Here is an 18,523-nt window from a genome sequence, read left to right as displayed (position 1 = left end):
TCTTAGCAAAGGCAATCTTGACTTAGGGCGCTAACGCATTGCCGCGAATCAGGCTGCCGATCGTTTTCGCCGTGATCTTCAGTTGCACCAGCGGATTTGCCGGGACAACCGTTTTGTAAAGGTAGCTATCGAAAGTGAGCCTTTGCACATCGATATCCGAACACATTTCGACAAAGGCTTCGCGGGTTGCATCGGTTCGGTAGAATACCGTTTGCAAAATGTCCAGCACTTTGTAGGTGAGTCCGTACTTCTTATCCCAACGCTTTAGATACACTTTCAAATCGGCTTCCGTGGGAATGCGACGACCGTTTTCAGAAAATTCGACGATCGTTTCTGCACACATCCGCGCCGATTTCGCAGCGAAGTAAATGCCTTCACCCGAAGATTTAGTCACGGTTCCGGCTGCATCTCCAACCAAGGCAACGCGACCAACCACACGGCGCGGTCTCGGATGCTCTGGAATCGGATGCGCTTCAACCCGAATGATCTTTCCGCCTCTGAGTTTTTTCGCGGCTCTTGCCCGAATTCCAGCCTGTAGCTTTTTGATGTCTGCTTTGTTCGGAGCCATCGTTCCGGTTCCCACCGCAACGTGGTTGTACTTCGGAAACACCCAAGCGTAGAAATCGGTGGAAACATCGTCGCCCACGTACATCTCAGCGAGGTCTTCGTAGTACGCCATCTTGTCATCAGGCAGCATGATCCGCTCTTGGAAGGCGATCGCATAGTTGTAATCCCCGGCATCGATCGCTTTTGCCACTCGCGAGTTTGCGCCATCTGCACCAACGACCAGATCGACTTCGAGCGTTGCGGCTTTTCCTTCCAAGCTGCCATCCGAGTGATCGGCATAGTGCAGCGTGTAGGAACCGTTTGCGCTGGTGGGCAATTCCAGCTTGTGCATCGTGCCATTAATCAACTTTGCGCCGAGGGAGACGGCACGATCGCGCAGGAAGCCATCTAGGACTTCGCGGCGACACATTCCGATATATTCGTCGTCTTTTAACGTGCTACCGATACTAACTTCGACATTCGAGGGGGAAATCATTTTCATCTTTCGCACTTTGCGATCGATGATGTTTTCGGGCAAGTCAAATTCCGACACCATACAGAGGGGGATTGCCCCACCACAGGGTTTAACGTTGTCTAACTTGCGCTCAATAAGATAGGTTTCAATACCCGCTTTTGCTAAGGTCTCTGCTGCGGAAGAACCAGCAGGACCACCGCCTACAACTGCAACCCGGAGTGTCAAAGGTTTTCTCCCAATTTCTTTAAAGCTACGAAAGCCATCGTATCACGCGGCTTTTGCCCTTCTGTTACGGACTACGGCAACTTGAAACAGAGCTTAACAATTTAATTATTTTGTCGTAATAAATTAGCGATCGCCAAGACAGAAATAGAAGACGCTCGATGATGTCATTTGAAGCATCGAAGTCACGATCGCGCTTATTTCTGCTGCGATGCGAACGTATTGCGCTCCCAAAATACTCCGTCTGACCAGCCTTGAATCCGGCGATCGTTCTCCGCCAGTTCCAATCGCCGCTCGGTTAACAGACAGTATTCTTCGTTTAAATCGATGCCGAGATAACATCGATCGAGCTTCTTCGCCACCACCGAAGTCGTCCCACTGCCAACAAACGGATCAAAGACAAAATCTCCCGGATTCGAGCTTGCCAAAATTAGCTTGGCGAGCAGTTTTTCGCTTTTTTGAGTGGGATGTTCTGTATTCTCAGGCATCGACCAGAACGGGATCGTGATATCTGACCAAAAGTTTGATGGATGCGTATCGCGGAAATTCCCCTGCTCGGTCGATTCCCAATCTTTCGGCGTTTTGTCGATCGTCCGATAGGGTGCCAGCACTCGTCGCCGCAATTTCACGGCATCTAAGTTAAAGGTGTACTGATTTGAAACGGTACAGAACCAAATATCTTCGCTCGAATTCTTCCAGTTCGCTTTTGCACCTCGTCCTTTCTCACGCTCCCAAGTAATCCGATTGTGAACCGTGAAATGAGCGGAAGCCGCCGTGTAAATCGAAGCCGAAGACAGCCAATCGCCGCAGATATAAAGGGAGGCTGTCGGTTTGAGCAATGGTTTAAAGGCAACGATCGCAGCCTCTAGCCAAGCCGTATACGCTTCGACTGAGCGACGTTCAAATCTCAACCCGTTGAAATTCTTTGACAAGTTGTAGGGCGGATCGAGGATTAAAAGATCCACAAATCTATCGGGTAGCAGAGCGGAAATCGCTAAGCTATCTGCTTGAATAGTCCCTATTGGTGGGTTGGTAGAAAGCTCAGCGATCGAAATCAGCCTTGATCTCAGGCGTTGTCGGTCGAGGTCGCTTAATTCAACACTACGATTTCTGCTGGCTTTGGATTTTTTCACGGGCGCGATCGAACAGAGTCTAAAGTTTTATAGTTTTATAAGGTTTCGTAATTGCACAGTTGTGTTTAATAAGGTTAGGTGCACACTGTCAACTTTTATGAAGAGACTATAAAGTAAAGATTAGGTTTTGGAAAAGCTCTTAGAAAAGATCTAAAAGTTAACAGATAAAGGGAGCGAGACGAGCAAAGTTTCTTAGGAGAAAAATCTTCAACAAACTTAAAAACCTGAGACAACATCACGGCTCGGCATGAATATTTTATAAAAATCGCAGAATTGAGTTATTAAAGCTTTCGCAAGTAGAAATCCTCTCTATGCTCCTGTGCAATTACTTAAGTATCATTTCGATTCTATAAAACCGCGATAAGACTACCGTATAAACACTGGAATTATCTTGCTGGATCAATTAAGATACTGTGAAGGAAGTGAATAAGATAAATGCTTTATCTCCATCGGTTGCTGCAAATGAGTACGTTCTCAAGGATGGCACTGACAGCAACTCTGGCTTTAGGTGCATCGCTCTCACTGGCAAAATTTGCTCAGGCTGAAGTTATTACGATCGCAAGGAGTGTAGCAGCGCCATCCGCTGGGAAAGCGCTGCACTCCGCTTTCCACCATGATTTTCAGCCTATCACTAAATTAATAGATTCAACCTTCGATCCCGAACCGAATGCTCCGCCCAGTAGCACTGGGGGATCTGGTACTCGTTAATTCAGCTTCTTTATTTATAACCATTTGCTAGATGTCCGTAGTTCAGAAAGTTGGACTACGGATTTTTATGCGATTCTGAAGAGTGCAGTTTCCAAAAGAACGCAATGAGTCAGTCTTATCCAGATATCGATATTGCGGCTTTTATTGATCATTCCTTGCTCACACCGATCGCGACTCCTAATCAAGTCGAGCAGTGGTGCGAGGAAGCCGATCGCTATCACTTCGCCTCCGTGTGCGTCCTTCCGATTCACGTCAAGCAAGCGACAAACCTGCTGCATACCAAGCAGCCTAAAGTCACGACGGTAATTGGATTTCCCTTAGGGGCAAACACCTCGATCATCAAGCGCTATGAGGCAGAAGAAGCCGTCGAAAACGGCGCGACAGAACTAGATATCGTGATTAATCTCGGTTGGTTAAAGTCTGGTAATCTCGATGCCCTTTATCGAGAAATTGCAGAGATTCGGGAATCCACCGGCTGTCCGATTAAAGCCATCTTGGAAATGTCACTTTTGACCGAAGCGGAAAAACGCACTGCTGCCCAAATGTGCATGGATGCCGGAGCCGCCTTTCTCAAAACCAGTACAGGCTGGAACGGAGGAGCGACTGTCGCAGATGTCCGCCTTTTGAAAGAAATCGCCCAGGATCGGGTCGGAATTAAGGCTTCTGGGGGAATCCGCACTGTTGAACAGGCTTTAGATTTGATTGTGGCGGGAGCGACACGGCTTGGAACATCCAGGGGTGTCGAGTTACTGCGTCAGCGCGATACCCTAGAAAAGACCCCCAATGAATCTGGTTCATGAGCCGAACTTACAAAGCGATCGGAATCAATCTTAAAGCGATGCCCCTGGGAGAGGCAGATCGAATCGTCACGATTTTGACGAAGGAATTCGGATTGCTTAGAGCCGTAGCGATGGGGGCGCGTAAGCAAAATTCTAAACTGGGGGGGCGCAGTGGCTTGTTTGTTGTGAACGAACTGCTGATGGCAAAAGGACGATCGCTCGACAAAATCACGCAAGCCGAAACGCTGGAGTCTTATCCAGGCTTGGGGCGCAACCTGAAGAAACTGACCGCAGGGCAATATTTAGCCGAACTCACCCTTCAGCAAGCCCTCAGCGAACAGCCCCAAGAAGAACTCTTCTATCTATTAAATGAGCACCTAGCCCGAATCGAGCAATGCACGGATGATGAAGTGCTGCCTCGGTTAATTCACGCCGTTTTTCAGCTTTTGGTGGTGGCTGGAGTCGCGCCTCAAGTGCATCAGTGCAGCGTCACCGGAGCCACGATCGAGCCAGATTTGAGCAGTTCTGAGCCGCAAGCTGGATTTAGCAGCGCGATCGGCGGAGTGGTCAAGCTCGAAGAACTCGATCGCCTGATCCAAGAACAGTCCCCGCAGTACCGAGTCCAGTCACCTGTGGGAGAATATCGGGTGGCAGGATCAAGCGTTTCGACTTCCCCTCGAAAATTCCACGCTGCTTTGAATGTGCCACTCTACGCCCCCGAACTTGCCGCGCTTCAGCATCTCCCCCAGGCTGAACCACCTGCGCCAGACCAACATTCCACCGCCGTCTGGCTCACTCTCGAAAAGTTGCTTCGTCAGTACGCGCAGTATCACTTCGATCAACCGATTCGATCTGCTGCCCTGATTGAAAGCTGTTTTGCAACCGACTCGATGCCTTAAACCATGATGCGACCCTCCCCAACCGACTACGTTTTAATGTCCGCGCTCGATCACGATTCAGCCCGCCTGAATCCTCATCCTGAGCCGTTTCGCTCTCAGCCGCCGAGTCGCTCGATCGAGCCGCGATTGATGCCAAAAGAGAATACCCTCCCTGATTTCGATGGCGAGGTTTCTGAAAATGGGAAGGTGGTATCGCCAGATCAACCTGTACCAGAACCGCCTGAAGAGCCAGAACGAGGATTTGCACCCGTCCTGAGAAACCGTAATTTTCTTACGCTCTGGTCGGGTCAGGTATTCTCGCAGTTGTCAGATAAGGTCTATCTGGTGCTGATGATTGCTTTGATTGCGAGTCGCTTTCAGTCGGAGGGGCAGACGATTAGCGGTTGGGTGTCCTCGATTATGATCGCATTCACAATTCCGGCGATTTTATTTGGTTCGATCGCGGGGGTCTATGTCGATCGCTGGTCGAAAAAAGGCGTTTTAGTCTCGACCAATCTACTGCGCGGGGCGCTAGTATTTGCGCTGCCGGTTATGCTTTGGCTGACTAAAGGCTGGACAACATTCAAAGACTTACCGGTTGGGTTCTGTCTGCTCTTAGTCGTGACCTTCTTGGTTTCGACGCTGACGCAGTTTTTCGCACCCGCCGAACAATCCATCATGCCGCTTGTCGTGGAGAAACGACATCTGCTTTCAGCCAATTCGCTGTACACCACGACTGCAATGGCTTCGGTGATTATCGGATTCGCGGTGGGTGAACCGTTGTTGGCGCTGGCGGATACGATCGCCAGTCAATTTGGCGGCAGCACGGACTTTGGTAAAGAATTGCTCGTGGGGGGTGGTTATGTGATTGCAGGTGTTCTCCTGCTATTGATGCGCACTGGGGAGAAGCCACAGGAGGTTGCACCGGAAGATCAACCGCACGTTTGGGCAGATATCAAAGACGGACTGCGCTTTCTCGGTAAACACGCTCATGTCCGGGGCGCACTGATTCAGCTTGTGATTCTGTTTTCGATTTTCGCGGCACTCGCAGTTTTGGCGGTGCGACTCGCGGAAGTGATGCCCGAAATTAAGTCTTCACAGTTTGGGTTTCTCTTGGCAGCAGGCGGCGTCGGCATGGCGGCGGGAGCGGCATTGCTGGGGAGTTTTGGACAGCGTTTTGCTCATGCAAGACTGGGAACGATCGGGTCGATCGGCATGGCATCCTGTCTGGTTGGAATTGGCTTTTTCTACAGTCATCTTTGGATTACCCTCGGATTGCTGGTGGCGCTGGGAGCCTTTGCCGCATTGATTGGAATTCCGATGCAAACCACAATTCAGCAAGAAACACCCGAAGATATGCGAGGTAAAGTCTTTGGTCTGCAAAACAATGCTGTTAACATCGCGTTGTCGTTGCCGCTGGTTTTAGCGGGCGTATCTGAAACGATCTTTGGGTTGAGAATCGTGTTTCTGGCGCTTGCTGCCTTGACGATCGCGGGCGGATCGCTAACCTGGTATATTGCACATACGAATGATAATAACCAGGAATAAGAGCTTAGGAACCAGAGACGTGTTGTTTCTACGACCTTGAGCCTCACATCACCCTTAGTCTCTATTACTAAACTCAAATGCACATCGCTTGGCTTGGCAAGAAAACACCGTTTTGCGGCAATGTTACCTACAGTCGAGAAGTTACGAATGCTCTGTTAGATCGAGGACATCAAGTTAGCTTCTTCCACTTTGCTCAGGAAGAAGGAGTTCCCGACAACTTTCCCGATCTCAGAGAAATTCAGATTCCCTTTTTATATAAATCGCAAATCTACACGATCCCGACGCTAAAATCCGCCAAAGTTCTCGAACAAGCGCTTAAAAATCTATCGCCAAAGCCCGATTTGGTTCACGCCTCGCTGACACTATCGCCGCTTGACTTTATGCTGCCGGAGATTTGTCAGACGTTGAACCTTCCTTTAGTTGCAACGTTTCATCCTGCGTTCGATCGCAAACTTCGCAATCTCACCTCTGGGACTCAGCATTTGATGTACCAGCTTTATGCACCCTCTTTGGCGAAGTACGATCGTGTGATTATTTTCTCCAGAATCCAGCGAGATTTACTCATCAAACTGGGTGTTCCAGCAGAAAAGATCGCGGTGATTCCAAACGGAGTGGATATTGAAAAATACTCACCGGGAGCATCGTCGTTTAAAGCCAGGGTGGGTGCAAAACGGTTGTTTTTGTATCAAGGTCGAATCGCACCCGAAAAGAATGTTGAATCCCTCTTAAAAGCTTGGAAGCAGGCGAATATGGGTGAGGATTGCAAGCTGGTGATTGTGGGTAATCATGGAACTTTAGCGGCTTCGCTGATTCCGTTTTACGGCGAGGAACACGGGATTAAATGGCTAGGATTTTTGGCAGATGAGCGCGATCGTATTAACATCTTGCGCGATACGGATGTGTTTATCTTGCCGTCGCTCGTCGAAGGCTTATCGCTGTCTCTTCTAGAAGCAATGGCGTGTGGAGTCGCGTGTGTGGCGACCGATGCGGGGGCAGATGGTGAAGTCTTAGAAGACGAGGCGGGAATTGTTCTAGAAACGCAGCGAGTCACGTCACAGTTGAGAGCATTACTTCCTCAACTGCGAGATCACGCAAGTTGGACAACGATACTGGGGCAGAAGGCGAGACAGCGGGTAGAAGAGCGCTACACGCTGAGCAACAATATTTCTCAAGTCGAAGCGCTGTACGAAGACTTGCTAGAGAAACATCGACACCGCCGCCCAGTGCCATTTTTGAATAAAGTTCCGTCGATTTGGAGATCGATCGATTTACCCCAGGGGCGTTATCCGACTGTAATCGATCTACCGCTTGATATTTAATTTGGGGAGTTTAGCGATTGTAAAGTGAGAAGAAAAGCTTCACATTTCTTCTCATCAATATTGGAGTTTTCACGAAGTTCTTCACCTTTTGAGGGAGTTATTCAGATTGCTCTGTAGGTGAAATTTAAAGCAGTCAACAATGAAGTAGCTCCCTAAATTCCTCACAAATAGGGAGCTATTCACGCTTAGAACAGTTTTGATTTAACCGTTTTTTGAAGCAATTAGAAATAGAAATTAGGGAAAAACGATGAACTGGTTTATTTCTTTTGAACAACTTGGAGATCTGGCAATGGCTCGACCCGATCCTCCTTATTTTTTGCTATTTGTCGGCTTTTTTATCGCTGTGACTAGCGCAATTCCATTTGTCGCTTTGGTTAGAGAACGCATTGATTATTGGTCTAAACATTTCTCTGCGAGTGACCTACCCTTCAGAGGAGCGGTGCAAATTATCCTGCCGCTGACCGGCATGATGAGTGGAATCTACATCCTCACTGCCTCCGGATTGGAAGTGCTTGGAGTTCCAGTTCTGCCTGCTTTATTTTTCTCTCTGCTGTTTATCCTGCTGCTGAGCTATTTGACATGGTTACAGTTGGGCAGACTGTTAAGCCAGAGAGCGGTTAGCCATTATTTGCATGAGAATCAAGATTTTCCCAATCACGATCGAGGAGTTTCTTCGGCGGCTAGATAGCGCTATGTCAACACCAGGCAATCGATCCAATTCTGGGATCTAAAGCAGTCAGGCGCGATTCGATGTTTCTGACTGCTTTTTGCAGCGATCGTGCAAGATCTCGCTCAGTAAAGCAACATTTGCTGCAATTACTCTTCTTTCTCAGGTTTCAATAGCGGGAAAGCGATCACATCGCGGATACTAGCTGAATCGGTTAACAGCATTACCAGGCGATCGATGCCAATTCCCAAGCCTCCGGTCGGCGGCATTCCGTACTCTAAGGCGGTCAAGAAGTCCTCATCGACACTATGCGCTTCGAGGTCTCCGGCTGCTTTTCGCGCTGCTTGCGCTTCCAAGCGATCGCGCTGATCCAACGGATCAGTTAACTCCGAGAAACTATTCGCGGTTTCGCGCCCGACGATGAACAATTCAAAGCGTTCGACCAGTCCGGGCTGCGATCGATGCGGTTTTGCTAGAGGTGAAATCTCGACTGGATAATCAAGAATAAAGGTCGGTTGAATTAGCGTGGTTTCGACGGTTTGCTCAAAGGCTTCGTTGAGGAGTTTACCGATCGACGAGCAATCCTCAATGTCGCGAATTCCTGCTGTTTTCGCCGCTGCTTTCGCGTCTTCTAACGACGTGAATTGAGCAAAATCGATCCCGGTTTTTTCCTGCACAATTTCGTGCATGGTGATTCGCCGCCAAGGGGGAGTGAGATCAATTTCTTCGCCTTGATAATTAATTTTGAGCGTTCCAATCACCTTCTGCGCCACGGTGGTAATGATCGCCTCGGTGAGATTCATCATGTCGTGGTAATCAGCGTAGGCTTGGTAAACCTCGATCGACGTAAACTCAGGATTGTGTCGTGTCGAAATGCCTTCATTTCTGAAAATTCGACCCAGTTCAAACACTTTCTCAAAGCCGCCCACAATCAGCCGCTTTAGATGCAATTCAGTTGCGATCCGCAGATAAAGCTGCATATCCATGGTGTTGTGATACGTGATAAACGGGCGGGCATCTGCCCCACCGGCTTCACTCATCAACACAGGTGTTTCAATTTCGATAAAGCCTTGCTCATCCAGATAGCGGCGAATGCCTGCGGTAATTAATGCCCGCTTACGAAACGTATCGCGCACTTCTGGATTCACAATCAAATCCACATAGCGCTGACGATATCGCTTTGCCACATCGGTCAATCCATGCCACTTATCTGGCAATGGCAACAGCGATTTGGTCAGCATCATGTAATCTTTCACATACACCGACAATTCGCCTTTTTCGGTGCGCTTAATCGTGCCCCGCACTCCCAGAAAATCACCTGCATCCGTTAGCTGTTTGAGCTGATTAAACGCCTCTGGATTATCTGGCATGAATTCTTGAATTCGGCTTTTTTCTAGATAAAGCTGAATCGTTCCGGTCTCGTCTTGCAGCGTAAAAAACGCCAATTTTCCAAAGACGCGACGCGCCATAATTCTGCCCGCGATCGCAACCTCGATCGGATCTTCTTCACCGCTTGGCAACTCAGCAAACTTTTCCTGCAACTGTGCCGCCGCATGGGTTGTTTCCCACCGATACGCATAGGGATTGATTCCCAACTGCTTGAGTTGTTCTACTTTCTCGATTCGAGTTTGGCGAAGTTCGTCTGACATGAGTAGGGCGTGAAAGAATGCAGTCTCTCATTATAGGGGGTTTGCCGAATTACCACGCGGATGATCTCGATTCACTCGACACGCTAAGATAGTTTTTGGTCTTATCACGCCACATAGGGATGCCACTGTGCTGAAAAGCCTGATTGCTGACTTCAAAATTATTTTCGATCGTGACCCCGCTGCCCGCAATTGGTTAGAGGTACTGTTCTGCTATCCGGGGTTACAAGCCTTGATGCTGCATCGGATCGCTCACTGGCTATACAAAGTGGGCGTACCCTTTGTGCCGAGATTGATTTCACAGATTGGACGATTTTTTACGGGAATTGAGATTCACCCTGGAGCCACGATCGGTCAAAGCGTCTTTATCGATCACGGAATGGGTGTTGTGATCGGTGAAACAGCGATCGTCGGAGATTACGCACTGATTTATCAAGGGGTGACGCTGGGCGGAACCGGAAAAGAATGCGGCAAACGACATCCAACCCTCGGAGAAAACGTGGTCGTGGGTGCAGGCGCAAAAGTGCTGGGAAACATTCAGCTTGGCAACAATGTGCGAATCGGGGCGGGATCAGTGGTGCTGCGGGATGTTCCCTCGGATTGCACGGTTGTGGGCGTTCCGGGGCGGATTGTGTATCGTGCCGGAGAGCGAGTTGAACCCCTTGAACATGGGCGCTTACCGGACTCCGAAGCGCAAGTGATTCGGGCATTGGTCGATCGCATTGAGACTTTAGAGCAGCAGATCCAAAGCCTGCAAACTCGTGAATCATTAGCCGCTTGTTATGCCATGCCTGCGGTCGAGCCGAAGCCCGAACCCGTGAATGAAGGAGAAGCCTGTCGATTGCGCGATCGGGTGATCGATGAGTTTCTCGACGGTGCTGGAATTTAGTGCTGGAATTTAACTTTCAGGAACACGCCTCTAGGGAGAGGAAACTGTTTCTCAAGCTACGAACATAAATGAAGAGCATCTGTGGAATTTCCCCGAATCATGCTCTTCATTTTTGTAGAAATAGGATAGGTTTCATGTTTAGAAAGTATTACATCGTAGCAATTTCTGCGATCGTGGGATTGTGTTTCGCGATCGGGGGTTCGTTCTTTTCGCAGGTTAATGCTCAACAGTCGCCGCGTATCCCTACCGTCAACACCAATCAAGCCAACGCGGTTGATCTTGCATTTGTTAACGAAGCCGCGCAATTTGGACTAGCTAACATCATGTTGGGTGAGATGGCGCTGCAGAAATCAACCAATCCGTCAGTGCAAAAGTTTGCACAAGCTGAGATTGCAGAGCAACAAAATGTGAAGCAACAGTTAACGCGCATTGCTCCTCAGCTCCAGGTAACGCTGCCGACCGCTCCAGGTCCGAAGTATCAAGCACTTATGCAACGGTTTTCGCAATTGTCAGGAACGCAGTTTGATACTGCTTATCTCGATGAAGGTGGTATCAATGCTCACTTAGAGGCGGCATCTCTTTATCAGCGCGAAGCAGCATTCGGGCGCAATCCGAGTTTGCTCACCGTAGCAAATCAAGGATTACCAATCATCAATCAGCATTTTACGATCGCGAGCAGTCTAACAAGCTATCGCTTTGCTCAAGTGCCACGGCGGTACAACGAAGCTTCAGCGCCCACAGCACCCAGCGCTCAATAAGCATAATTGAAGCAATTGAAACCCGATGCTTGAGAACTCGAACTCAGGGTCGGGTTTTATAGTACAATTTTTCTAGTTTGAATTTAATTTCCTGTACATAATGTAGGTGCAAGCTTACTTTTTCTAGAACGATGGCAAACTATCAGCAGATTGAGTATCGCATCGGTAAAGATGGCAAAGTTACAGAAACGGTGCTAAACGGATCAGGTGAAAGTTGTACCCTGGCAACTGAAGATTTAGAACGATCGCTGGGTTCGATCGAGGCGCGGGAGTTGTTGCCCGAATATCACGACAGCGAGGACAATCTTTTAATGGTTGAGCAATTAATAGTTGAACAATCCCAAACCATTCAGCAGGAGTAATCGCATGGATCTCGTGCTGGATGGTTTGTTGTTTGCGGCGATCGGGTGGGGTGCGCTGTATTGGCGAAAAGCTACCTCCGAGTTGCGATCGGACATTGATGCTCTGAAGCAAACACAAGCTGATTTAGAACAAAAGCGAGAAACTGCTATTTCAGATTGGCAAACGAGCCAGCGAGAAAAAGCAGCTTTAGAAGCTCAAATCGAGGAATTGAAGCAGCAGTGTGTGAGATTGCGATCGCAGCTAGAAATACAATCCGTTCAAACACAGCTAGATACTAAAACGAAAGCTTTTGAGCAAATTCAATCTCTGTTAACACAATATCCCAGTGTGCGACAAATAACAGAGACAAAGCCAGATTTACCTGCTCGGAACTTAGTTGGAATGTTCACTGCACTCGATAACTTAATTCAGTTTTGGGGCTATCAAACGATCGGCAAACCTTGGGAGCAAGTCGAGTTTGATCCACAACTGCATCAGGGTGATGTTGCTGATTTAGCACCAGGAGAGCTAGTGTATGTGAGATTTGTGGGCTATCGATCGAGCAATCAAATCTTAGTTCCTGCTAAAGTCAGTCGAACCTTACCTGCTGGAGCAACATCATGACCGCAGTTGCGATCGATTTTGGCACCAGTAACACGGTGGTTAGTGTGTTGGAACCTGATACACAGACTCCGATGACTTTGAGAGTTCCTGAGATTTCTCGATGGTTCAATGATGTTGCCGTTGTACCCAGTTTGGTGTTTGTGCAAGGGCAAGGAGAGTTTGTGGTTGGGGAGCCTGTGCGATCGCAGCGTCTCGGATTAACGCAGCCTCAGCGATTCTTCCGCTCGTTTAAGCGAGATTTAGCGGCAGATTTTCAGCCTCCAGCCAGAACATTAGATGGACAGGTTTATGATGCGGAGGCGATCGCGGTTCAATTTCTAAGTGGGATTTGGCAAGCGATTAAAGCCGCACAGATTCAACCTTCATTGCTAATTTTCACAGTTCCGGTCGGAGCATTTGAAAGATATCTCAATTGGTTTCAGGATGTTGCACTGAAGTTTGGTTTTCCTGCTGTGAAGTTCGTTGATGAATCAACTGCCGCAGCATTGGGATATGCAGTCGATCAACCCGGATCAACAGTGCTAGTCGCTGATTTTGGCGGCGGAACATTAGATTTAAGCTTGGTGAGAACTTCAACGATGTCAAGCGGTCAGGAAGTTTTACAGGCTGAAGTGTTAGCAAAATCAGATGCTTACATTGGGGGTGAAGACCTTGATCGCTGGATTGTTGAACACTATCTACAACAATTGAATACGACGCGAGAGGCAATCAGTGAGATGGGTTGGCAGAATTTATTGTCGATCGCAGAACAGTTAAAAATTCGGCTATCCAGTGCAGAGGAAGCAAAAGAAAGCTGGTTTGATGAGGAGAATTTTATCTATCACGATTTGATGTTGACGCGATCGCAGTTCGAGGATCTGCTAGAAGCTCGACAACTCTTGGAGCAAGTGCGACAAGCGATCGATGAAACCTTGCAGTTAGGTCTGCGTAAAGGGGTTCAGAAATCTGACATCGAACAAGTGTTATTGGTCGGGGGAAGCTGTCAGATTCGAGCCATTCAGCAATTGTTTATGTCATATTTCGGGCGGCAAAGAGTTCAGGTACATAAACCCTTTGAAGCGGTAGCGCATGGAGCGCTCTTCCTGACACAGATTGCGAGACTCGAAGACTATCTCCGGCATGGTTATGCGATTCGATTGTGGGAGCCTTATTCTCGATCGTATACCTACTTTCCTTTGTTTGAACCTGGCACAAAGTACCCTTGCAAACGCGAAGAATCTTTGACCTTGCAAGCTGCGTTAGAAGGACAAACTGAGATTCGATTAGACATTGGTGAAGTAGCGCAAGTGACCGAAGCAGAAGTAACCTATGATGCTCAGGGACGAATGAGCAGTACACCGTTGCGCCCCCAGGAAACTTATCGATCACTTGCTCACGATCGCAATCAAATCTGTGTTGCCCGACTTGATCCACCCGGAAAACTTGGAGTCGATCGAATCTCTGTGGAATTGCAGGTCACAGAACAGCGAATCTTAACGGCAACCATTCGAGATTTACTAACTCAGAAGGTGCTACTGGAGCAAGGCGCGATCGCAAAACTCCGCTAAACAAAGTCAACTCAACAACGATCGATCACTCACCCATCAAATGCACCACTAACTCCCGTGTGTGACGCTGTTGGCGATGCTCCCATAGATAAATGCCCTGCCACGTTCCCAACACTAATCGTCCCTGAGCGATCGGAATCTGCTCAGACGAGTGAGTCAGCACTGTACGAATATGAGCAGGCATATCATCCGCTCCTTCCGTACTGTGAATATAGCTCTCCCACTCTGGAACCAGCTTCGCGAAAAAATTCTCTAAATCCCGCAGCACATCTGGGTCAGCGTTCTCCTGGATAATCAGACTCGCAGAAGTGTGCCGTAAAAATAGATTACACAAGCCCGTTTTAATGCCCGACTCCACCACGATCGCGCTCACCTGCGAAGTAATTTTATGCAGCGATTTTCCCTGCGTTGCAATTCTAAGAATCTTCTGATACTGCGTCATACCTAATCCCCTAGCTACCCTCATTCAAGCGAATCCGACATACAGTTTCAAGCGATCGCAAATTTATCAATTTCTGAAGAATCCCGAAATGACGCTACAACACTCTGTAGCTTTGTAGAATCTGGATGTCGCGCTACCACTTATCGAAAATTCTATCCATCAGTTTTACGCCGAGGTCTTCCTCATGCCAAAGGATAAACGCCGCTTTCCGCTTGGAATCGTAGTCGGACTCTCTACGCTCGTCGTCGCAACGGGGGGTGCCACCGCCTTTTTTACTTGGCAAAACACTCACAACAGCCAATCGACTCCAGTTGCCGTCAAGTCCCCTCAAGCAAATGCTCCTACATCAGTTCCTAGCGCTCCCGCAGCCTCACAAAACCCGATTCAAGTAGCCGCAACCGAAAAAACTGCTCAAGTTTATTGGCTGAAAGATAGCGCCACCGACCTCGAACTTGCCCCGGTTGCGGTCAAGGTCAAATCTGCCGATCGAGACGAAGCCCGACTCACCGCCGCCTTCAATACTCTGTTCAGCGCCGCACCGAGCCAAGATTTAAGCAGTGGTGTTCCCAAAGGCACAACGCTCCGCAGCCTTAAGGTGAAATCAGATTCTATCTATGTCGATCTCTCTAAAGCATTCACCTCTGGCGGTGGTAGTTCATCGATGACGGGTCGCCTCGCTCAAGTTCTCTACACCGCAACCAGTCTCAATCCCAATGCCAAAGTCTTTCTCTCAGTCGAAGGAAAGCCGCTCACGGTATTAGGCGGTGAAGGGCTGATAGTCGATCAACCGCTCACTCGATCGCAGTTTGAGCAGGAAACAGGCACCAAACAAGAATAAGCATCCCTTTCTAGCGGCGACTGGCTAAACTAAAAGCGCGGAAATGCTGCGCCTGTTGTTCAATGCGACTGGCTAAACGATCGCACACTAAATTACACAACTCAAAAATCAAATCATCCTCGACGCGGTAATATGCCAGCGTTCCTTTCGATCGACGAGTCAGGATTCCCGCCTGGAGCATCACTTTCAGATGCTTCGAGACGTTCGCTTGACTCGTATCCGTCGCCTCCACTAGATCTTGAACACACTTCTCCCCATCACGTAACAAATTGAGGATGCGAAGACGCATCGGTTCGCCTAGCACACTGAAATAATCAGAAACTTGTTGTACGACTTCGAGGGGTACAGGCTGCGCGGGTGATTTCATGCCAACTTTGACAACAGAATGACTTGATCCCCAAATCTTAGCCACTCCAATTCTCTATAGCAATAGAGTCATCTTTGTTCACCGTGATTTTAGCGAAAACTTCATAAAACCTCCGGCAATTTTGTAGAGAATATACAGTGATTTCACGGATACACTCCGAAAATTAAATCCGTGCCGCTGTCGAGAGAAAACGATCGTATAGGCAGCCGAAATTGCACAATAACGGCTTGAATCCAATCACCGAGAGGAGATTACATCGAGAGACCGTAGTAAAACTCCGTCTCCAGAGGTAAAACATCAAAAATCGAACCTCCTATTGTAGGAGGGAACTTGCTAGGCCCTTTGGAATTCTTCATAAATAATGTCGCTGTGATAGTATCTGGATGTCTGAGGAGATTTTACGGCTGTATATCAGCACAAGTTCGGTGGTGGAGGAGTAGTAAGCGTGCAAAATAATATCCCAATTGGGTATTCCCAGTTTGGTATGCTCCGGAGTCAGCCAGATCCGCTACGTATTGGCGTGATCGGTGTCGGCAACATGGGACAGCACCATACACGGGTCTTAAGTCTGCTGAAGGATGTAGAGCTAGTTGGCGTATCTGACATTAATGTAGAGCGTGGATTGGACACAGCCAGCAAGTATCGGGTTCGATTTTTTGAGAATTATCATGATTTGCTGGAGCGGGTTGACGCGGTTTGTATCGCCGTACCAACTCGTTTGCATCACTCAGTAGGAATGGCGGCTCTGAAAGCCGGAGTTCATGTTCTGATTGAAAAGCCGATCGCGGCAAGTATTGCAGAAGCAGAATCGTTAGTGAATGCCGCCGCAGATTGCCAACGAATTCTGCAAGTGGGTCATATCGAGCGGTTTAATCCAGCGTTCCAAGAGCTTTGCAAGGTTCTGAAAACTGAGGAAGTGCTAGCGCTTGAGGCACACCGGATGAGTCCGTATAGCGATCGAGCCAATGATGTTTCGGTTGTCTTGGACTTGATGATTCACGATATCGACTTGCTGTTGGAATTAGCCAATTCTAAGGTGGTAAAACTCACTGCAAGTGGAAGTCGTGCCTCGAATTCTGGTCAGCTTGACTATGTAACTGCAACATTGGGATTTGCGAATGGAATTGTGGCAACACTGACCGCTAGCAAAGTGACTCACCGCAAGATTCGGCGGATCTCAGCCCATTGCAGAAGCTCGTTGACTGAAGCAGATTTTCTCAACAATGAAATTCTGATTCATCGTCAAACGACCGCCAACTACAAGACCGATTATGGTCAGGTGTTGTATTGCCAGGATGGATTAATCGAAAAGGTGAAGACGAGCAATATTGAGCCGCTTCATGCTGAGTTAGAACACTTTGTGCAATGTGTTCGGGGTGGGATCGCGCCTTCGGTTGGAGGCATTCAAGCGCTCAAAGCTCTAAGGCTGGCAAGCTTAATCGAGCAGATGGCGCTAGATGGAAAAGTCTGGCATTCTGCGCCAGACTCTAAGGTAATTGAACTGGAAACGGCAGCGATCGCAGTCTAGTTCAGTTTCAATCTGAAGGTTTGAGGGATGGAAATACCGTCCCTCATTTTTTTCGATTCGTTCTCCGGGGAATCGATCGAGCTTCTCCAGAGTTTCACAGCTACGACACTAAACTTTCTCAAGCTAAGGTAGACACTCAATCAAGCGGCACAAGAAAACTTGATTTTAGTAAAGGCTTGAGGATACAAGCTTGCAGCAATACAATTACAGTTCACTTTAACCGCATCTATCTAGTGATGGAGGGTATTGCATCCTCTAGTGCAGCTACCGAAAGGATTAAACATTGCTCAACCTACATCACAGCGAAAAATTTCCCTTCGCGAGCGAACTTATTACGGCAGTAGAAGTGGCACAGATGCAAACACGGTCAGTTTACTTTCCCTTTACATTAACCCCCGTGCATCCGCCGCATTACTACTCCAAGACTCAGGTAGCGATCGCTGCAATTCCAAATTAGGCTGCGATCACTCACGATTCAATCAGGTTTTCACACAGCTAGTCTCACGACTTCACCAAGGGTTCTAGTCGTTCAAAGATGCGATCAACGTGTGCGATCGCACCGTTCAGAATGCCCGCTTCAAATCAGATCCCAAATCGGGGTCAAATTTGGCATGGCGATTTCTGCATATTGTTATTCAAGGTAAATCAACATGATATTTCGCTCAGTTGACCAATTGAATCCATTTCTGCGAAGCGAACAAGCCCTTCAAGGGAGGCGTTTTCTCGATCGATTCAGTTTCGGAACCCAGCCCGACGTACTGCCCGTGCAGCCTCAATCTAGCAGTCCTGCACCGCTTGAAACTGCACCGCCACCTAGCCCCGTTCAAGCCGCCCCCGATCCAGCATTTGGTGCATTTGAGCAGCAGGTTTTCGACCTCACCAATCAGCAGCGGATGCAGCAAGGACTGCCACCCCTGACGCTCAATTTGACGTTGAATGACGTGGCTGAAAAGCACAGTCAAGACATGGCAACGCGCAACTATTTCAGTCATCAAGGACTCGATGGTTCCCAGCCTTGGGATCGAATGCGGACTGGAGGCTACAGCTATTCTAGAGCTGCCGAAAATATTGCATTTGGACAACCCACGCCTCAAGATGTTGTGACTGCTTGGATGAATAGTCCTGGACATAGGCAAAATATCCTTAATCCCAATCTAAAGGAGCTTGGTGTGGGATACCATAATGGATACTGGACGCAAAATTTTGGCACGGCAATGCAATTAGCTTAATTCATCCAAATTGAATCGCTAGTTCTTTTGGCAAAACT

The 18,523-nt window shown here is 48.4% G+C and carries 19 protein-coding genes; 14 read left to right on the top strand and 5 right to left on the bottom strand.

What is annotated here, in order from left to right; translation table 11 throughout:
- Positions 1–22: 22 nt before the first annotated feature.
- Together chlP and H6F51_20270 are read right to left on the bottom strand one after the other, a co-directional pair.
- Positions 23–1,246 (bottom strand): geranylgeranyl reductase, encoded by a 1,224-nt coding sequence (gene chlP / locus H6F51_20275; protein ID MBD1824809.1) that lies wholly within the window; start codon positions 1,244–1,246, stop codon positions 23–25.
- Between the two features lie 194 nt (positions 1,247–1,440).
- Complete coding sequence (locus tag H6F51_20270) at positions 1,441–2,385, bottom strand: site-specific DNA-methyltransferase (GenBank protein ID MBD1824808.1); 945 nt, start codon at positions 2,383–2,385, stop codon at positions 1,441–1,443.
- Positions 2,386–2,811: 426 nt separating this feature from the next.
- Here H6F51_20270 and H6F51_20265 point away from each other — a divergent pair, with 426 nt between their 5' ends.
- From H6F51_20265 to H6F51_20240, 6 genes are all read left to right on the top strand, one after another.
- Positions 2,812–3,084, top strand: coding sequence for a hypothetical protein (locus tag H6F51_20265; GenBank protein MBD1824807.1), 273 nt, complete (start codon positions 2,812–2,814; stop codon positions 3,082–3,084).
- 104 nt (positions 3,085–3,188) lie between these two features.
- The gene (gene deoC, locus H6F51_20260; GenBank protein MBD1824806.1) at positions 3,189–3,884 is read left to right on the top strand and encodes a deoxyribose-phosphate aldolase; all 696 of its coding nucleotides are present in this window, start codon (positions 3,189–3,191) and stop codon (positions 3,882–3,884) included.
- Positions 3,881–4,762 (top strand): DNA repair protein RecO, encoded by an 882-nt coding sequence (gene recO, locus H6F51_20255; protein ID MBD1824805.1) that lies wholly within the window; start codon positions 3,881–3,883, stop codon positions 4,760–4,762. The genes deoC and recO overlap by 4 nt, the downstream gene beginning before the upstream one ends.
- A 36-nt stretch (positions 4,763–4,798) precedes the next feature.
- Positions 4,799–6,289 (top strand): MFS transporter, encoded by a 1,491-nt coding sequence (locus tag H6F51_20250; GenBank protein ID MBD1824804.1) that lies wholly within the window; start codon positions 4,799–4,801, stop codon positions 6,287–6,289.
- Between the two features lie 77 nt (positions 6,290–6,366).
- On the top strand, positions 6,367–7,608 hold the full coding sequence (locus H6F51_20245; protein MBD1824803.1) for a glycosyltransferase family 4 protein: 1,242 nt from the start codon (positions 6,367–6,369) through the stop codon (positions 7,606–7,608).
- Positions 7,609–7,855: 247 nt separating this feature from the next.
- Positions 7,856–8,296: a hypothetical protein gene (locus tag H6F51_20240; protein MBD1824802.1), complete on the top strand. Its 441-nt coding sequence runs from the start codon at positions 7,856–7,858 to the stop codon at positions 8,294–8,296.
- Between the two features lie 128 nt (positions 8,297–8,424).
- Here H6F51_20240 and lysS read toward each other — a convergent pair whose 3' ends face one another.
- A complete protein-coding gene (lysS, locus tag H6F51_20235) occupies positions 8,425–9,924 on the bottom strand; it encodes a lysine--tRNA ligase (protein ID MBD1824801.1) in 1,500 nt (499 codons plus the stop codon).
- A 127-nt stretch (positions 9,925–10,051) separates the two neighbouring features.
- On the opposite strand from lysS, the gene cysE reads away from it, so the two are divergent.
- From cysE to H6F51_20210, 5 genes are all read left to right on the top strand, one after another.
- Positions 10,052–10,810, top strand: a complete 759-nt coding sequence (cysE, locus tag H6F51_20230; GenBank protein ID MBD1824800.1) for a serine O-acetyltransferase — start codon at positions 10,052–10,054, stop codon at positions 10,808–10,810.
- Positions 10,811–10,944: 134 nt separating this feature from the next.
- On the top strand, positions 10,945–11,568 hold the full coding sequence (locus tag H6F51_20225) for a DUF4142 domain-containing protein (protein MBD1824799.1): 624 nt from the start codon (positions 10,945–10,947) through the stop codon (positions 11,566–11,568).
- A 131-nt stretch (positions 11,569–11,699) separates the two neighbouring features.
- Complete coding sequence (locus tag H6F51_20220; GenBank protein ID MBD1824798.1) at positions 11,700–11,930, top strand: DUF2997 domain-containing protein; 231 nt, start codon at positions 11,700–11,702, stop codon at positions 11,928–11,930.
- 4 nt (positions 11,931–11,934) lie between these two features.
- The gene (locus H6F51_20215) at positions 11,935–12,534 is read left to right on the top strand and encodes a molecular chaperone GrpE (GenBank protein MBD1824797.1); all 600 of its coding nucleotides are present in this window, start codon (positions 11,935–11,937) and stop codon (positions 12,532–12,534) included.
- Positions 12,531–14,081 (top strand): Hsp70 family protein, encoded by a 1,551-nt coding sequence (locus tag H6F51_20210; GenBank protein MBD1824796.1) that lies wholly within the window; start codon positions 12,531–12,533, stop codon positions 14,079–14,081. Before H6F51_20215 ends, H6F51_20210 begins: the two co-directional genes overlap by 4 nt.
- 25 nt (positions 14,082–14,106) lie before the next feature.
- Here the strand turns inward: H6F51_20210 and H6F51_20205 are convergent, their stop codons facing one another.
- Positions 14,107–14,523 carry a YjbQ family protein gene (locus H6F51_20205; protein ID MBD1824795.1) on the bottom strand — a complete coding sequence of 139 codons (417 nt, stop codon included), beginning with the start codon at positions 14,521–14,523 and terminating at the stop codon, positions 14,107–14,109.
- 184 nt (positions 14,524–14,707) lie between these two features.
- Between H6F51_20205 and H6F51_20200 the strand changes: the two genes are divergently transcribed.
- A complete protein-coding gene (locus H6F51_20200; protein MBD1824794.1) occupies positions 14,708–15,361 on the top strand; it encodes a GerMN domain-containing protein in 654 nt (217 codons plus the stop codon).
- Between the two features lie 10 nt (positions 15,362–15,371).
- On the opposite strand, the gene H6F51_20195 is transcribed toward H6F51_20200, so the two are convergent.
- Positions 15,372–15,728 carry a helix-turn-helix transcriptional regulator gene (locus H6F51_20195; GenBank protein MBD1824793.1) on the bottom strand — a complete coding sequence of 119 codons (357 nt, stop codon included), beginning with the start codon at positions 15,726–15,728 and terminating at the stop codon, positions 15,372–15,374.
- Between the two features lie 484 nt (positions 15,729–16,212).
- Here H6F51_20195 and H6F51_20190 point away from each other — a divergent pair, with 484 nt between their 5' ends.
- Both H6F51_20190 and H6F51_20185 read left to right on the top strand, forming a co-directional pair.
- Positions 16,213–17,256: a Gfo/Idh/MocA family oxidoreductase gene (locus tag H6F51_20190; GenBank protein ID MBD1824792.1), complete on the top strand. Its 1,044-nt coding sequence runs from the start codon at positions 16,213–16,215 to the stop codon at positions 17,254–17,256.
- A gap of 650 nt (positions 17,257–17,906) precedes the next feature.
- Positions 17,907–18,485, top strand: coding sequence for a CAP domain-containing protein (locus tag H6F51_20185; protein MBD1824791.1), 579 nt, complete (start codon positions 17,907–17,909; stop codon positions 18,483–18,485).
- Positions 18,486–18,523 lie beyond the last annotated feature (38 nt).

Source organism: Cyanobacteria bacterium FACHB-DQ100, from assembly GCA_014695195.1.
Lineage (GTDB): Bacteria > Cyanobacteriota > Cyanobacteriia > Leptolyngbyales > Leptolyngbyaceae > Leptolyngbya.
Note: the sequence above shows the minus strand (reverse complement) of the source record. Positions and strands in the feature narration are given on the sequence as shown.

What these genes read in the sequence shown, in the direction of transcription:
- H6F51_20265 (MBD1824807.1), top strand. Translation starts at nt 2,812, where the DNA reads ATGCTTTATCTCCATCGGTTGCTGCAAATGAGTACGTTCTCAAGGATG.
- deoC (MBD1824806.1), top strand. Translation starts at nt 3,189, where the DNA reads ATGAGTCAGTCTTATCCAGATATCGATATTGCGGCTTTTATTGATCAT.
- recO (MBD1824805.1), top strand. Translation starts at nt 3,881, where the DNA reads ATGAGCCGAACTTACAAAGCGATCGGAATCAATCTTAAAGCGATGCCC.
- H6F51_20250 (MBD1824804.1), top strand. Translation starts at nt 4,799, where the DNA reads ATGTCCGCGCTCGATCACGATTCAGCCCGCCTGAATCCTCATCCTGAG.
- H6F51_20245 (MBD1824803.1), top strand. Translation starts at nt 6,367, where the DNA reads ATGCACATCGCTTGGCTTGGCAAGAAAACACCGTTTTGCGGCAATGTT.
- H6F51_20240 (MBD1824802.1), top strand. Translation starts at nt 7,856, where the DNA reads ATGAACTGGTTTATTTCTTTTGAACAACTTGGAGATCTGGCAATGGCT.
- lysS (MBD1824801.1), bottom strand. Translation starts at nt 9,924, where the DNA reads ATGTCAGACGAACTTCGCCAAACTCGAATCGAGAAAGTAGAACAACTC.
- H6F51_20225 (MBD1824799.1), top strand. Translation starts at nt 10,945, where the DNA reads ATGTTTAGAAAGTATTACATCGTAGCAATTTCTGCGATCGTGGGATTG.
- H6F51_20220 (MBD1824798.1), top strand. Translation starts at nt 11,700, where the DNA reads ATGGCAAACTATCAGCAGATTGAGTATCGCATCGGTAAAGATGGCAAA.
- H6F51_20215 (MBD1824797.1), top strand. Translation starts at nt 11,935, where the DNA reads ATGGATCTCGTGCTGGATGGTTTGTTGTTTGCGGCGATCGGGTGGGGT.
- H6F51_20210 (MBD1824796.1), top strand. Translation starts at nt 12,531, where the DNA reads ATGACCGCAGTTGCGATCGATTTTGGCACCAGTAACACGGTGGTTAGT.
- H6F51_20205 (MBD1824795.1), bottom strand. Translation starts at nt 14,523, where the DNA reads ATGACGCAGTATCAGAAGATTCTTAGAATTGCAACGCAGGGAAAATCG.
- H6F51_20200 (MBD1824794.1), top strand. Translation starts at nt 14,708, where the DNA reads ATGCCAAAGGATAAACGCCGCTTTCCGCTTGGAATCGTAGTCGGACTC.
- H6F51_20195 (MBD1824793.1), bottom strand. Translation starts at nt 15,728, where the DNA reads ATGAAATCACCCGCGCAGCCTGTACCCCTCGAAGTCGTACAACAAGTT.
- H6F51_20190 (MBD1824792.1), top strand. Translation starts at nt 16,213, where the DNA reads ATGCTCCGGAGTCAGCCAGATCCGCTACGTATTGGCGTGATCGGTGTC.
- H6F51_20185 (MBD1824791.1), top strand. Translation starts at nt 17,907, where the DNA reads ATGATATTTCGCTCAGTTGACCAATTGAATCCATTTCTGCGAAGCGAA.